Source organism: Roseateles terrae (assembly GCF_014192155.1).
In the GTDB taxonomy this organism is placed as follows: Bacteria; Pseudomonadota; Gammaproteobacteria; order Burkholderiales; family Burkholderiaceae_C; genus Roseateles; species Roseateles terrae.
In genome coordinates, this window is record NZ_JACHXO010000001.1 from 774,121 (window position 1) to 788,974 (window position 14,854).

At 66.4% G+C, this 14,854-nt stretch carries 12 protein-coding genes; all 12 read right to left on the bottom strand.

Going from position 1 to position 14,854, the window contains the following annotated elements; all coding sequences use genetic code 11:
- Window positions 1–186 precede the first annotated feature (186 nt).
- The 12 genes from FHS28_RS03185 to tssA all read right to left on the bottom strand — a co-directional run bounded on the left by FHS28_RS03185 (window position 187) and on the right by tssA (window position 14,727).
- A complete protein-coding gene (locus FHS28_RS03185; RefSeq protein WP_088449119.1) occupies window positions 187–2,457 on the bottom strand; it encodes a type VI secretion system Vgr family protein in 2,271 nt (756 codons plus the stop codon).
- Window positions 2,458–2,584: 127 nt separating this feature from the next.
- Entirely contained in the window at window positions 2,585–3,067 is a 483-nt protein-coding gene (locus FHS28_RS03190; RefSeq protein WP_088449118.1) for a hypothetical protein, read from the bottom strand.
- 84 nt (window positions 3,068–3,151) lie between these two features.
- Window positions 3,152–5,803, bottom strand: coding sequence for a type VI secretion system ATPase TssH (gene tssH, locus FHS28_RS03195; RefSeq protein ID WP_088449117.1), 2,652 nt, complete (start codon window positions 5,801–5,803; stop codon window positions 3,152–3,154).
- Window positions 5,800–6,966, bottom strand: a complete 1,167-nt coding sequence (gene tssG, locus FHS28_RS03200; protein WP_088449116.1) for a type VI secretion system baseplate subunit TssG — start codon at window positions 6,964–6,966, stop codon at window positions 5,800–5,802. The genes tssH and tssG overlap by 4 nt, the downstream gene beginning before the upstream one ends.
- Complete coding sequence (gene tssF, locus FHS28_RS03205) at window positions 6,963–8,876, bottom strand: type VI secretion system baseplate subunit TssF (protein WP_088449115.1); 1,914 nt, start codon at window positions 8,874–8,876, stop codon at window positions 6,963–6,965. Before tssF ends, tssG begins: the two co-directional genes overlap by 4 nt.
- 2 nt (window positions 8,877–8,878) lie before the next feature.
- Window positions 8,879–9,376: a type VI secretion system baseplate subunit TssE gene (tssE, locus tag FHS28_RS03210; protein WP_088449114.1), complete on the bottom strand. Its 498-nt coding sequence runs from the start codon at window positions 9,374–9,376 to the stop codon at window positions 8,879–8,881.
- Between the two features lie 82 nt (window positions 9,377–9,458).
- The gene (locus FHS28_RS03215; protein WP_088449113.1) at window positions 9,459–10,340 is read right to left on the bottom strand and encodes a type VI secretion system accessory protein TagJ; all 882 of its coding nucleotides are present in this window, start codon (window positions 10,338–10,340) and stop codon (window positions 9,459–9,461) included.
- Between the two features lie 19 nt (window positions 10,341–10,359).
- The gene (locus FHS28_RS03220) at window positions 10,360–10,854 is read right to left on the bottom strand and encodes an Hcp family type VI secretion system effector (RefSeq protein ID WP_184294081.1); all 495 of its coding nucleotides are present in this window, start codon (window positions 10,852–10,854) and stop codon (window positions 10,360–10,362) included.
- A 65-nt stretch (window positions 10,855–10,919) separates the two neighbouring features.
- Window positions 10,920–11,417, bottom strand: coding sequence for an Hcp family type VI secretion system effector (locus FHS28_RS03225; protein WP_310736746.1), 498 nt, complete (start codon window positions 11,415–11,417; stop codon window positions 10,920–10,922).
- 127 nt (window positions 11,418–11,544) lie between these two features.
- Window positions 11,545–13,044 carry a type VI secretion system contractile sheath large subunit gene (gene tssC, locus FHS28_RS03230; RefSeq protein WP_088449110.1) on the bottom strand — a complete coding sequence of 500 codons (1,500 nt, stop codon included), beginning with the start codon at window positions 13,042–13,044 and terminating at the stop codon, window positions 11,545–11,547.
- A gap of 50 nt (window positions 13,045–13,094) precedes the next feature.
- Window positions 13,095–13,607: a type VI secretion system contractile sheath small subunit gene (gene tssB / locus FHS28_RS03235; RefSeq protein WP_088449109.1), complete on the bottom strand. Its 513-nt coding sequence runs from the start codon at window positions 13,605–13,607 to the stop codon at window positions 13,095–13,097.
- A 79-nt stretch (window positions 13,608–13,686) separates the two neighbouring features.
- Window positions 13,687–14,727, bottom strand: coding sequence for a type VI secretion system protein TssA (gene tssA, locus FHS28_RS03240; RefSeq protein ID WP_088449108.1), 1,041 nt, complete (start codon window positions 14,725–14,727; stop codon window positions 13,687–13,689).
- Between the last annotated feature and the right edge of the window lie 127 nt (window positions 14,728–14,854).

Sequence of the window (14,854 nt, forward strand, 5' to 3'; positions counted from 1 at the left end):
TTTGTAACAACGAACGCTGACCGGGCCTTACCGGCCACCACGCCAGGTCACGATGGCTTACCTTTGGTCACGCGCGGACGTTTCCAACCGTGTCGCCAAGGCGACCGCTCCAGCGGTATTTGTTCACGGCTACCGGGCGCTGCGGCCCGTCGACATGCGCTGGCATCGGGCGCCGCTGAGGTCCGCTCAGTTCTGATTGACCTTCGAGCCCTTGAGCGTGATGTCCCCACTGGCCTTCACATTGACTTTGCCGCTGCCGATCACGGTGATGTCGGCGCCCTTGAGCTGGATGTCGCCATTGCTCTTGAGGGTCAGGGAGGCCGATCCGCACTTCAGCACCAGTTGGTCCTTGGCGTTGATGACCGCGCTCGCATCGGTGTTCACCGAATAATTGGCCCCTGCATTGAAGTCCATGGTGGCGCCGGACTTCACCGAATATTTGGCGCCCGCCGTGCGGCTCATGTTGGCCCCCGCGCTGTCGGAGATGTTGGTGCCGGCGCTGACGGACTTGCTCACGCCGATGGTTTCCTTGCTCAGGCCACCCACACCGACGATTTTCACGCCGCCCACTTCCTGCATGAGCGCGCCACCCACCAGGTGGTTCATGGCGGCGCCCACGGTCAGCGCGTACGCGGCGCCAATGGTCTCTGCCTTGGCCAGTGCCACGGTGACCGTCTGGGTGGATCCGAAACTCTGGCTGTCGGCCCCGCCCACCGTCAGCGTATGGGTGCCCCCCACATCTTCCTTCTGATGGCCGCCCACCGTGAGCGATTCATTGGCGCCGACCTTCACCGTGCGGTTGGAGCCCACCGACATGTCCTGATTCACGCCAATGCTGATCGACTGGTTGTTCCCGACCGTCTGCTTCTGGTTGTTACCGACCGATTCGGTGTCGTCCACATCGATGGTGTCGGTGCGGTTGTTGTGCACGACCAGGGTCTGGTCATGCTCGATGGTGGACTGCATGTCGAATTGCCCATGCACGGTGATCATTTCCTTGCCGGCCGTGTCGTCCATCGAGAACTCGTTGTAGCCGGTGGCCTTGTGGCTCTTGGACTTGATGCCGCTCACCACGCCGCCGGCCGGCAGGTCAAAGGGCGGCATCTGCTCGCCGTTGTAGACCCGGCCGGTGATGAGGGGCTGGTCTGGATCCCCTTCCACAAAGTCGACCACCACTTCCTGCCCGATGCGCGGAATGGAGATGCCGCCCCAGCCTTTGCCGGCCCAGGGCTGCGACACGCGAATCCAGCAGGAGCTTTTTTCGTTGCGTTGGCCGCGGCGGTCCCAATGGAACTGCACTTTCACGCGGCCGTATCGGTCGGTGAAGATCTCTTCCCCGGACGGACCGGTGACGATGGCGGTCTGCGGCCCGGGCGCGGCCGGTTTGGGCGTGCGGCGCGGGGGGCGGAACTGCTGCTCGGCAGGGATGGCGGTGAAGCTGCAGCTCAGCGAGGATTCACCAGCGCCGGATTCGCTGGTGGCCTGCTGAAGGTGCAGCGTGGTGCCGGTGACCAGATAGTCCGCATTCTGGTCCTCCCGCGGATGCCGGGTGAGCGACAGGCGGTGGCCGGTGCACACGCCCTGCGCGTTGCAGCTGGCCTCGAAATACGCATGCGAGGTCTGCAGCTCGTCCAGTCGATCCTCCACATACTGAGACCCGTCGGACGACTGGAGATAGCCCCCGGGAAAGTCGAAGATCTCGCTGTCGGACAGATCGTAGTCACGGGAACGGGCCTGGCTGGTCTCCAGCGCGCCCGAGGGCCGCTCGAAGTCGAAGTCGGTGATGACGACCTTGCCGGCGGTCATGCTCCGCACGGCGCTCCAGTGGTCCACATATTCCTGGGCGGGCGGCGACTGGGAGCTGCCCCCGTAGAACGGCAGCATCTCGCAATTCGGCGCGCAGTCGTGGGCGGTGGCGGAATCCGTCAGGACCAGCTTGTGGCCGCTCTCGTCGTGGGTGAAGTACCAGTAGATGCCTTCGTGCTCCAGCAGCCGGGCCACGAAGTTGTAGTCGGTTTCGCGGTACTGGACGCAGTACTTCCAGGTCCGGTACGGACGATTCAACTGGAATTCGAACTTCGCAACGGGGTGGTCGTCAAAGACGGCCTTGACGATGTCGGGCACCGTCAGTTCCTGGAAGATCCGGCAGTCGGCCGTCCGGGTCAGCAGCCAGAGCCAGGGCCGCAAGGTCATTTCGTAGACCGCATACCGGCCCTCGAACCCGCGCAGGGCAAACCGGGTGACGAAGCCGGACAGATGCCGGGGAGCATCGTCCCTCAGGGCGACGGTGACCTGGGCGGTCTTGCCGAGCAGGTCGCCCGCGTGCACGTCCTTATGCTCGCTGAGCAGCGTCAGGACTGTTTCGCCCAGCTCGCTCAGCTGCTCCCGCGCGACGCAGCGGTGCAGCCGCAGCACGTCCTCGGACAGCGGGGTCTTCAGTCGGAATGGGACGGCCATGGCAGATCCAGGATGGGCGATCCGCGGACGGTAGTCCGCCTGGAACTGGCGCGAAAGCGACCAAAGTCATGGCGCGCTGAATCAGGGGACGGGGGGATCCCGGGGCTTGCACCCACCCCCGCAAGCTTTACTGGATGGGCAGTGCGGCGGTGAGGCACAGCACATCGCCGTCCTCGTCGTAATCGGCAGAGAGCTCAACGCCCTGCACGACCCACTGCTCCCATTCCACCGCATCGTCCTCGCCGTCCGAGGCTTCCGGCTCGCCATAGGCGGCCAGGGCCTCCTCACGGGTCTCCACGGTCCCCTCGGCAAGCGGTGTTACGCCGTCGTACGGCTCCACTTCCTCACTGCCCTGGGGGTAGTAGAAGATGCCGCTGAGGACCCGCGGCCCCTCGCCCCTGGGGGCGCCGTACTCGCGCTGGAACGCGTCGCGGCTGGAGAACGAGAACACGACACCCAGTTCGGTCAGCATCAGGAAGTCGGACTTCAACTTCTGGATGCGGGCGGGGGTCAGGGCGGCATCGCCGTGGGCATGGGCCGCCACCGCCAGGTGAAGCGCCTCGTCCAGGTTGGTCAGGCCGAGCAGTTGGGGAAAGAGTTCCGGGTTCATGCTGCGGATTGGAGCACACCGTCGCTCACACGCCGGTGCCGGTCACTCCGCCGCGTGCCGTCTGCGCCGCCTGGATCGATCCCCTCAATCAAACCCGTACTCGAAGTCCCCATCCTTCACACTCAACGCCACCTTCTCAATGCTGTGGCCCTGCGTCAGCCGCGTCAGGTACTCCCGGCTGATGCGCGGCAGCACGGTGTTGGTGAGGATCGCGTCGATGACCCGCCCGCCGCTTTCCACCTCATTGCAGCGGCTGATGACCAGCTTCACCACATCTTCCCCATAGCTGAACGGCACACCCAGGTTGTCCGACACCCGGCGTTGAATACGGCCCAGCTGCAGACGGATGATCTGCCCCAGCATCTCTTCATTCAGCGGGTAGTACGGAATCGTGACCAGCCGCCCCAGCAGTGCCGCCGGGAACACCTTCAGCAGCGGCTCACGCAGCGCCTTGGCAATGCCGTCCGGTTCCGGCATCAGCTCCGGATCGGCGCACAGCTTCATGATCAGGTCGCTGCCCGCATTGCTGGTCAGCAGGATGATGGTGTTCTTGAAGTCGATGTAGCGCCCTTCCCCGTCTTCCATCCAGCCCTTGTCGAAGACCTGGAAGAACAGCTCATGCACGTCCGGATGGGCCTTCTCCACCTCGTCCAGCAGCACCACGCTGTAGGGCCGGCGGCGCACCGCCTCGGTCAGCACACCGCCCTCGCCGTAGCCCACATAGCCCGGAGGCGAACCCTTGAGCGTGGAGACGGTGTGCGCCTCCTGGAATTCGCTCATGTTGATGGTGATGACGTTCTGCTCACCGCCATACAGCGCCTCGGCCAGGGCCAGCGCGGTTTCGGTCTTGCCGACGCCTGAAGTGCCGGCCAGCAGGAACACACCGATCGGCTTGTTGGGGTTGTCCAGGCGGGCCCGGCTGACTTCGATCCGCTTGGCGATCATCTCCAGCGCATGGCGCTGACCGATCACCCGCTGGTTCAGCGTGTCCGCGAGTTGCAGCACCGCCTGCAGTTCATTGCGCACCATGCGACCGACGGGGATGCCGGTCCAGTCCTGCACCACGCTGGCCACGGCCTGCTCGTCCACCGTCGGCAGGATCAGCGGCGCGTCGCCCTGCAGTTCGGCCAGCTCGGCGCGCAGCGTCTTCAGCTCGGCCAGCAGCGTCTCCCGGTCCGCTTCGGACGGCGCGTCTTCGCCTTCCTTGCGCAGCAGCGCATGCAGTTCGAGCACGCGGTCCACCAGGCCCTTTTCGCGGGCGTGCCGGGCTTCCAGCTCGGTGCGGCGTGTCTGCGCCAGGTCCAGTTCAGCAGCGACGCGGTTGCGACGCTCGGTCACGTCCATGCCGATGGCGGCTTCACGCTGGATGATCTCCTGCTCCACTTCCAGGGCCTGGATGCGGCGCAGCGTGTCTTCGAGCTCTGCCGGGGTGGCATGCTGGCTCACCGCGACGCGGGCGCAAGCCGTGTCCAGCAGGCTCACCGCCTTGTCCGGCAGCTGACGCGCGGGGATGTAGCGATGGGAGAGCCGCACGGCGGCTTCAATGCCTTCGTCCAGCAGCGCCACCCGGTGATGCTTTTCCAGCACCGATGCCACGCCGCGCAGCATCAGCACCGCCTTGGCTTCGTCCGGCTCCGGCACCTGCACCACCTGGAAGCGGCGGGTCAGTGCGGGGTCCTTTTCGATGTGCTTCTTGTATTCGGCCCAGGTGGTGGCAGCAATCGTGCGCAGCTTGCCGCGCGCCAATGCGGGCTTGAGCAGGTTGGCCGCATCGCCGGTCCCGGCCGCGCCGCCCGCACCGATCAGGGTGTGCGCTTCGTCGATGAACAGAATGATCGGCTTGGGCGAGGCCTGCACTTCGTCGATCACCGCCCGCAGGCGATTCTCGAATTCGCCCTTCATGCTGGCGCCGGCCTGCAGCAGGCCGATGTCCAGCATGTAAAGCGACACGTCCTTGAGCTGCGGCGGCACGTCGCCCTGCGCCAGGCGCAACGCAAAGCCTTCCACCACCGCCGTCTTGCCAACACCCGCCTCGCCCGTGAGGATCGGGTTGTTCTGGCGACGGCGCATCAGGATGTCGACAATCTGGCGGATCTCTTCATCACGGCCGGCCACCGGGTCGATCTCACCCTGGCGCGCACGCTCGGTCAGGTCGACCGCAAAGCGCTTGAGCGCCTCCTGCTTGCCCATGGCCGCCGGCGCGATGGCCCCACTGGCATCGCCGGGCGCAGCGCCCGGTTCGGCGGCGCGCATCGCCTGCTCCGGCGAGCCTTCCACCACCTTGGCGAAGTTCTCGCTCAGGTCGTCCACCGGAATGCGTTCGAACTGGCGCGACAACGCGAGCAGCGCATTGCGCATCGACGCCGTCTTGAGCAGACCCACCACCAGGTGGCCGGTGCGAACCTGACCGTCGCCATACAGCAGCGAGCCATACACCCAGCCGCGCTCCACCGCGTTTTCCACCCAGCTCGACAGATCGGTGACCGAGGAGGCGCCTCGCGGCAGCCGGTCCAGCGAGGCCATCAGGTCCGCCGAGAGCTGCGCCGCATCCAGCTGGTAGTGCTTGATGATGCGGTGCAGGTCCGAATCCGGCGTGTTGAGGATCTGATAGATCCAGTGCTGCAGCTCCACAAATGGATTGCCGCGCAGCTTGCAGAAGACGGTCGCGCCTTCAATGGCCTTGTAGGCCAGCGGATTCAGTTTGCCAAACAGGCTGGTGCGAGAAATTTCGCTCATGAGGTCTCTCCCTGTGGGGGTCGCATTGTTGTGGTGTCGGTGCGGCGGCCGGCGTGGCCCAGCGCCACAGACCAGGGGCGCAGTCGCAGGTCACCGCGGTCGTTGTCGGGCATGGCGCGGCCCGTGCGGCCGGCCCAGCTGGTGTAGCCCAGGCGCAATTGGTGTCCGAGGGTGGCCTGCGGCACTGCCTGACGCTCCAGCACCGGCTGGATCTCCCAGCGCAGGCTGTGGCCGACGTACTGGCGGATCCAGTCATTCAAGGGGCGCCACGCGCTGCCATCCGGCAGGAAGCGGTCGTACTGCGCGCGCGTCAGCGGGCCGATGACCACGCGAAAGCGGTACTGCCGGTCCCAGGTCTTGGTGCCGATGGTGGTGCTGCGCCCCAGCGCTGCCGGAGGCAGCCCGATGCGCTCCTTGCGGTTGCGCGCGAAACCGAGGCGGGTGCGCTCGTCGGTTTCCAGCGGCAGCCACTGCGGCACATGCGCGTCAATGCGAACGGTCACCTGGAAGTGCTGCGACAGGATCTTCGCCAGGCCTTCGGGATGGCGGCTGCGGGAACCCATCAGGCCGGCATTGAACAGGCGAGCCGTCTGCGGCAGCGAGTCCTTGGGTTGCCAGCCGCCGGGCAGTCCCGTCGCAGCGCCCAGCCAGGCGGCATAGCGGTCGGCCAACGGGCGGTCGTGCTGGACGGCGGGCTGGGACTGGGCCCATGCGCGGTAGAACAGCGTCAGCAGCCGGTGATGGAAAACGTCGAGGAAGCGGGCCAGCGTCGGGTCATTGCGCTGGTATTGGCGTTCACGGGCGTATTCCGTCAGGTGCAGCGGCAGCGGCCCTTGAGGGCCCAGCAGACCGAAGAAGCGCACCCCGAGACGCGGCACGCCGGCACCGGTGGGCTCCAGCTTGGCCAGCGCGGCCGGCGCAAAATCCAGCTCCGCCTCTTCGCCCAGGCGGATCGGCTCCAGGCTCGGCCGGGCGGCACGGCCCAGTCGCGGCAGATGCGGGGACAGGCCCTCGATGCGCCGTAGCAGCGCAAAGAAGTCGTGCGACCAGGGCCGTTTCTCGACATCCGCAAACAGGGCCTGCAGGGCTGCGGCATGCTCGGACGCCGGCGTGGCGCCCTCCCCCACGTCGTCCAGGAAAGCCTCGAAGGCGGTGTCGCTCACACCAGGCTCCCGCCCGGTTCGCGCAGCAGCTCACCGCCCAGGCGCACCGGCCAGCGGCGCAACTCGCCGCGCTGCATGGAACGCAGGCGCAACTGGGTGAAGCTGTTGATGGCTGCGTAGCGGGCGAAGTAGTACTCCAGCACGCTGCCGAAGAGGAAGGCGCTGTGGCCCTGGAAGGCCAGTTCATCCAGTTCCAGGTCGATCTCGGCGCCGCAGCCGTGGCTCAGCGGACCGGTGAACGGCAGCCGGCGCACCACCGACTTCACCGTCACATGCCGCACGCCATCGACCAGCCGCTGCCACGACGGATCCCCCGGCGGCCCGTACAGCGCCAGCAGGCGGCGCAGCGTCGACGCCGCCTGGGACGGCGTCTCGTCGGCAAACGGCAGCTGCTGCATCGTGAGCAGGCCCACCAGGCTCCAGCCGGCGTCGCCCACCGGGAGGCGACTCACCGGTCGGGTCGGGCCGTGCATCGCATCCACCCGCAGCACCGGGCCCGCGGCATCCAGCCGCCATGCACCGGGCGTGGCGCTGGCGCTGCCGTTGTGAGGCAGCAGCGTCGGCAAATCGCGGTTGCTCACCAGGGCCGTGACCGACAGCTGGCGGATGTCTTCGCGATACGGCGCATGCTTGGGATCCACCAGCGACAGGAACATCTCCTCGCCGATGTAGCCGGTGCGCGGCCCCTGCTCTTTCTGGCGCGACGACAGCAGACGCGGCTCACGCCGGGCGGTGTAGTAGCCCGCGCCCTCGCCGGAAGGTTCGTGATAGGTGGCGTACAGCGGCCGGAAGGTCTGCTGGCCGACGTGTCCCGCGCCGTAGCCGATGACGGACTGCAGGCTGTGCACCTCGAAGTCCATCGGCCGGGTCCGGTCCGGCACCACGTGATATTCCCAGCTGCCCGGGCCGAGCTGGATGCGGTCCAGCCGCTTGGGAAAGAGGTTGATGGCCGGGGTGCAGTGCAGCGCCAGGCTGCCCACGTCCACCAGCGCTTCCAGCCCCGCATCCGGGCGGCTGAAGAAGACGACGAGGTCCGCTTCCTGCCCATCGACCCGGGCCAGGCGGTCGGCCAGGTCCTGGATGTCGAAGAACAGGAAACGGCGCGGCATGGCGGCCGCTTCCTGAATCAGGCGGCAGCCGGAAAAGGTGCGGTGCGTGTCCGGCAGCAGCGCCTCGTTCGGCTCATAGCCGACCGGGGTGACGCTGGTGCCGTCCCGCCACTGGGCGCCAGCATTCAGGCCGTCCACCCCGGCGCCTGTGACAAAGCTGCCGACGGAAGCGCCGAGCACCAGCTCATGCAGACGGAAGGCGACGTCGTCGGGCGCGCTGATGTAGAGCTGCAGCCGGTCCATCCGCAACTGACGCAGCGGAATGCCCCCGCCACTGCGGATGCGCAGCCGGAGTCCGCCGCGATAACCGGCCGCGCCGGGCAGCCGGTTCATCGGCAGATCCGGGGCGTGCGTGAAGTATTGCGCCTGCACCAGCTCGATCGGCCAGAGCATGACGTCATGGGCGGTGCGGAATTCGCAGCGGGTGTCCTGACCCCGCGGCAGGCCCGATTGAAGCGTGCTGTTGCGCGGAACCGGGTAGCCTTTGCCCAGGTTGGGATCGGTGATGTCGACCGAGAAACGCGCGACCATCATCGATGGCACCGGCGCGAGGAAATTCGGGTAGATCGATTCGAGCAGATGCGAGATCAGCCGCGGATGCTCCGCATCGAGCTTCAGCTGCACCCGGGCCGAGAGGAAGGCAAAACCTTCCAGCAGCCGCTCCACATACGGGTCGGCGACCTCCGTGCCTTCCATGCCCAGCCGGCCGGCAATCTTGGGAAACTCGCGGGCGAACTCGCCGCCCACTTCCCGCAGGTGGGTGAGTTCGTCGTTGTAGAGGCGAAGCAGGCGCGGATCCATGCTCAAGCCTCCCTCACCTGCACCTGACCGGCCTCGAGGTCCATCTGCGTACGCAGCAGAATTTCCAGCGGCACCGGTTGCGACCACAGGTGGCCGCGGATTTCGAATTCAATCACGTTGTGGGTGTCCAGCACGCTGTCGGCCTCCAAGGCGCGCACTTCCAGCGTGCTCTCCAGGATGCGGGGTTCAAATCGGAGAATGGCCTGGCGGATGGCGCGCTCCACATGGCTCACGTCGATCTTGGAAGCGAGCTGACCGGACAGCGCCGGCAGGCCGAAGTTCAGCACGCTGGCCGCCACTTGCGGATGCGACTCCAGCGCCTTGCCCACCGGCTGCACCGCGTTGAACAGCCAGCCCAGGTCGCGCAGCACCGCCTGGCGCAGCTGCGACTTGGACATCATGCGGCGCTCCTCGGCCTCGACACGGCTGGTCGGGTCGTCATCCGTCAGCCGGTCCAGGAGGGCCGGCTGCAGGCGGTCGCGGGTGGGCTGCTGGCTCATGGGGGCGTGAAGGCGTGAAGGCGATGCAGTGAGGCGGTGCGGCAGGGAGACAGCGCTCGGGCGGGGTCAGCGGGCCGAGCCCTCAGGCGTCGGCCCCGTCAGCCGCGTCGCCTGCACCGGAAGGATCCGAACGGTCCGAGGCATGCTCGACGGCGAATTCGATGAGCCGCGTATCCAGCAGACCGGCTTCCGCCACGTCGGTCATCAGCACCCGCTGGCCGATGCCCGCATACTGGTCACCGGCGCCCTCGACGGTATCGGACACACCGCCCAGCGGCTGCCATTCGGTCAGGCGGGACATCCACGCACGCGGGTCCGCGCTGGCGTGGGTACGGGGATAGCGGGTCGGAATCAGGGCCACCGAGCCACCGCCGTTCGGGAATTCAAGGAAGGCCGGGGCCCAGACGAGGTCTCGCAGGTCCTCCGGCGGCTCGATCTGGATCTTGGCCAGCGCCGAGAGCGGCACCCAGCAATAACGACCGTTGATGATCGCTTCCAGGATCGGACCCAGCCGTGAATCGCCGTCGCAGATCCACTCAAAGCCCTGCCCGTCGATCGAACCCGGCGTGGCCGGGGCCTGTTCGAGCGCCTGGGCCCGCATGCGCTGGGCCGCGGCATGGTCGCCGTCGGCATCCAGCTTGAGCGCCTGCACCATCGACGCCACCCACTCGGCGGGCTCGCCCATCACCAGCGGCGTGGTCTTGCCGTCGAACACTGCCTCGCGCACCAGCTCGCACTTGAGCGCCTCGCGGTAGGTGTTCACCATGGCCAGGGTGGCGGCGTCCAGCTCGCCGCAGACTTCCAGCTGGGCGGCGGCGCGGGCCCACTGGCCGTTCACTGCCAGCAGCTGGAACAGCAGCACCCGCAACTTGGCGTCCTGCGGCTGCTGGCGCACCAGCTGCTGCACGGCGGCCAGGGCCTCGGCCGGCTTGCCGGCGGCGATCAGGTCTTGCACTGCGCTCATGAGAAAACTTTCTGCGGCCTCAGGTGAGGTCGTCGGTGAAGGTGCAGGTGCCGCCCATCTGGCCGGTGGCGCTCTGGTTGCGGTATTCCACCGCCACCTTCTGGAAACTCAGGGTGATGCGTTCAACGGGCTGGCCCTCTTGATCCACATCGATGTCATAAGTCGCAACGCGGGCCTTCTCCAGCGTGATGCTGAAAAAGTCCTGCTGCTCGCCGCCGGCCTTGCGCAGGCTCAGCTTGGCGGTGCGCACTTCGTCGTTGGTGGCCACCGCGCTCATCAGGGCGGTGCTGGCGCTGTCGAGCTGCTTGGTGATGGTGAGCTGCCGGTAGCTGCGGCGGCCCATGCTCTGGCCTGCGACGGCATCGCCACCCGCACCCACGCCCCAGGCGAAGCCGGAGACGGTGATGTCGTTCTGGTGACCCGGCGAGACGGATTCGCCTTTGACCTTGCCCGCGCGCTTGAGGGTCAGGTCCAGGTACATGTCGGCGCTGCCGCCGCTGTTCGAGAGAGACATGTGAAGCTCCATGAGACACGGGCCACCGCAGTGGCCCGTTGCTGGTCAGCGCAACGAGGCGCGGATCAACGGGTTTCGGTGGTCGCGACGTTCCAGCCGAACTTCACAGCACCGCCCAGGGCGCCCTTCTCGTTCTGAGCCTTGTACTCGAACTCGATGTCGGCGTAGCTCAGGGCCACGCTTTCCGAGATGTCACCACCGGCGCTGGCCGACGGCGACACCGAGGTCACCAGCACTTGCTTCAGGGTGATCTTCAGGAAGTCCTGCTGGCCTTCACCGGCCTTGCGGCAGGTGATGACGGCGCTGTCGAAGTGCTTGCCGCTGGCGCAGGCCTTGGCCAGCACCGGGGAAGCCTTGTCGTAGTAGTGCGCGAACACCAGCTGGCCCGGGATGCCCTTGCCCTTGCCCGAGCCGCCGCCGGCAGCGGCGGTGCTTTCCTGGCGTGCGTCCCACGACCATGCGAGCAGGTCGATCTCGCCCTTGTGGTCCTTGTGGGTGGATTCGCCTTCAACACCGGCGAGTTTCAGATTGGCGTCAATCGACATGATGGTTCTCTCCTTGATGGACTCGTGATAACCGGTCCCACTTCAAAAGCGGGCGGGACCGCAAAAACGGGCCGGTGGCCCGGAACTGTTGACCGATGGACCGGCGGACCGGCCCTCCCTCGGTGACGGGATGGAACACGCAGGCTTACTGGCCCTTTTGCGACGGCAGCTTGGACACCAGTCGCAGCGACACCGTCAGCCCTTCGAGCTGATAGTGAGGACGCAGGAAGAACTTGGAGGTGTAGTAGCCGGGGTTGCCCGGGATCTCTTCCACCAGCACTTCGGCAGCGGCCAGCGGCTTTTGCGACTTGGTGACTTCCGACGAGTTCGCCGGGTCGCCATCGACGTAATTCATGATCCACTTGTTCAGCCAGCGCTCCATTTCGCCGCGCTCCTTGAAGGAGCCGACCTTGTCGCGCACGATGCACTTCAGGTAGTGGGCGAAGCGGGTGCAGGCAAACAGGTAAGGCAGGCGCGCGGCCAGATTGGCGTTGGCGGTGGCGTCCGGATCGTCGTATTCCGCAGGTTTTTGCAGCGACTGGGCGCCGATGAAGGCCGCGAAGTCGGAGTTCTTGCGGTGCACCAGCGGCATGAAGCCGTTCTGGGCCAGCTCCGCTTCACGGCGGTCGCTGATGGCGATTTCGGTCGGGCACTTCATGGCCACGCCGCCTTCGTCGGTGGGGAAGCTGTGCGTCGGCAGGTTCTCCACCGCACCGCCGGACTCCACACCGCGGATGCGGGTGCACCAGCCGTAGTTCTTGAACGAACGGTTGATGTTGGTGGCCATCGCATAGGCCGAGTTGGCCCAGGTGTAGGCGTTGTGATTGCCGCCGCCGGTGTCTTCCTCGAAGTTGAACTCTTCAACCGGATTGGTGCGGGCGCCATAGGGCAGACGCGCCAGGAAACGCGGCATCGTCAGGCCAATGTAGCGGGCATCGTCCGACTCACGCAGCGAACGCCAGGCGGCGTATTCGGGCGTGCCGAAGATCTTGGTCAGGTCGCGCGGGTTGGCCAGTTCCTGCCAGGAGCTCATCTGCATGGCCGACGGATTGGCCGCTGCAATGAACGGGGCATGGGCGGCGGCAGCCACCTTGGCCATTTCGCCAAGCAGCTCGACGTCCGGCGGGCTGTGGTCGAAGTAGTAGTCACCGACCATCGCGCCGAAAGGCTCACCGCCGAACTGGCCGTATTCCTCTTCATACACGCGCTTGAACAGCGGGCTCTGATCCCAGGCCGTGCCCTTGTAGCGCTTGAGTGTCTTGCCAAGCTCCTGCTTGGAGATGCTCATCACGCGGATCTTGAGCTGCTCATCGGTCTCGGTGTTGTTGACCAGATAGTGCAGGCCGCGCCAGGCGCTTTCGAGCTGCTGGAATTCGGGGTTGTGCAGGATCAGGTTCAGCTGTTCGGACAGCTTCTTGTCCAGCTCGGCGATCATCGCCTCGATGGACACGATCACATCGCTGCCGATCAGCGAGGTCTGGGACAGCGCCTGCTGAGCCAGGGTCAGCACCGCCTGCTCGACGGCGGACTTGGCCTCGTCGGTCTTGGGCTTGAATTCCTTGTTCAGCAGCTGGGCGAACTCGTTGCCTTCGTACGAGATGCCCTGCAGCGCGGCGGAGGATTGGGCGAGAGTATCTTCTGCCATGGTGGGATGCTCCGGAGTCTGGTTTCAGTGGGCGACGGATGACCGCGCCATCACTGGGCGTCGCCGCCGTCGGCGGGCTTCTGGGCGGATGCCAGGGACTTGAGGAGGGCCTCGTCCTTGACCACCTTGGCGATCAGCTGTTCCGCGCCGACCTTGCCATCCATGTAGGTGATCAGGTTGGCCAGCTGCTGACGGGCTTCGAGCAGCTGCTTCAGGCCGTCCACCTTGCGGGCCACGGCGGCCGGCGAGAAGTCGTCCATGCTCTCGAAGGTGATGTCGACCATCAGGTTGCCTTCACCGGTCAGGGTGTTGGGCACGTTGAAGGCCACGCGCGGCTTCATCGCCTTCATGCGGGCGTCGAAGTTGTCGACGTCGAAGTCGAGGAACTTGCGGTCCGCCACCGGCGCCAGGGGCTCGGTCGGCTTGCCGGACAGGTCCGACAGCACGCCCATCACGAACGGGAGCTGGACCTTCTTTTCGGCGCCGTAGAGCTCGACGTCGTATTCGATCTGGACGCGCGGGGCGCGGTTCCTGGCGATGAACTTCTGGCTGCTGGTGGCCATGTGCTACTCCTGAATGAAGACGTCGTCGTGGGCGTCGGTGTGGTTCTTGTGAAGGGAGGGACGGGGGCTGGGCATCGGATCAGTCATCGGTCCGGCCGGCCAGGCGTTCGATTTCGCTCAGGCCGTCCGGAACCAGGTCGCGGATGATGTCCATGAAGTTCTTGCTCATCAGCCGCTGGGCACGGCGAATCAGCAGCGGCGCGGGATTGCTCGGTTCGTTCAGCTCAATCCACTCGCACACGCGCTGCAGGGCGCGCATGGCGTCGTCCCGGCTGGCGATGACGCCGGCGGGCACGGCGATGCGGGCCGCCGAGGTCATCGTCATCGAGCCGGCAGCACCGTCCTGCAGATCTGCGGCGGCGCCGACCTCATCGGCCGCGGCGGAAGTGCCGCCGCCCAACTGGGCCGCCACCTGGGCCAGCGGCTTCAGGACACGGATCAAGGGGGCGAAGTCCGGTCCCTGGGCGGCACCCAGATGCTGCTCGATGAGCGACGAGATGGCCTGGATCGTGGTGAGGCCGGCCTGCAGGCGGTCCACCAGATTCGGGTCATTGGCGGACAGCGCGCCCAGCCCTTCGAGCAGGCCCTGGGGGGACGGGACTGATTCGTTGGGAGCGGGATCGACGTTGCCGAAGGCCAGTTCCACGTCACGCACGCGAGGGCCGCCGCGTTGACCGGTCAGGCTGGCCGCCCTCAGGTCGGCAAGACCGGCTTCGGGGCTGGCCAGCGGCAGCAGCGCGTTCATGCGCATCGTGGGGTCGTTGTTGTCGCTGGTGTCCAGTTGGGGGTGAACATGGTCCCAGTGACGTTCCAGGAGACCCTGGATGAGGGCCAGGCCCTGCAGGGCGGCCTGATAGCCCTTGAGGCGGGCGCCGCTGCGCACCAGCCAGACGGCCAGGCGCAGGTCGCGGCTGCGTTCGGCCAGGGCCAGGGCCTGTTCCCAGACCTTGATCCAGTCCGGCTCTTCGGCGGGGATGACCGTGTCGCCGTACTGCTGTTCGGGTTTGCCTTCGCCGGCCGTCTGCAGGGCGAGGAAGGCTGCGTCATATTCCAGGTCCGGGCCGCAGGGGGCGTCGTCCTGAAGAGGGGTCAGCAGATGATCGAGATCAATATCAGACATTGTGTCCGGCGTTTTCTAGACGTCCGGACTCTAGAGATTCCTTGGTGACTTGGGAGTGGTCGAAAGTCATATTGACCGTGTTGCCCCCAGGCTCACCCCCCCTACCGACTTCGTCGGCCCCCAAGGG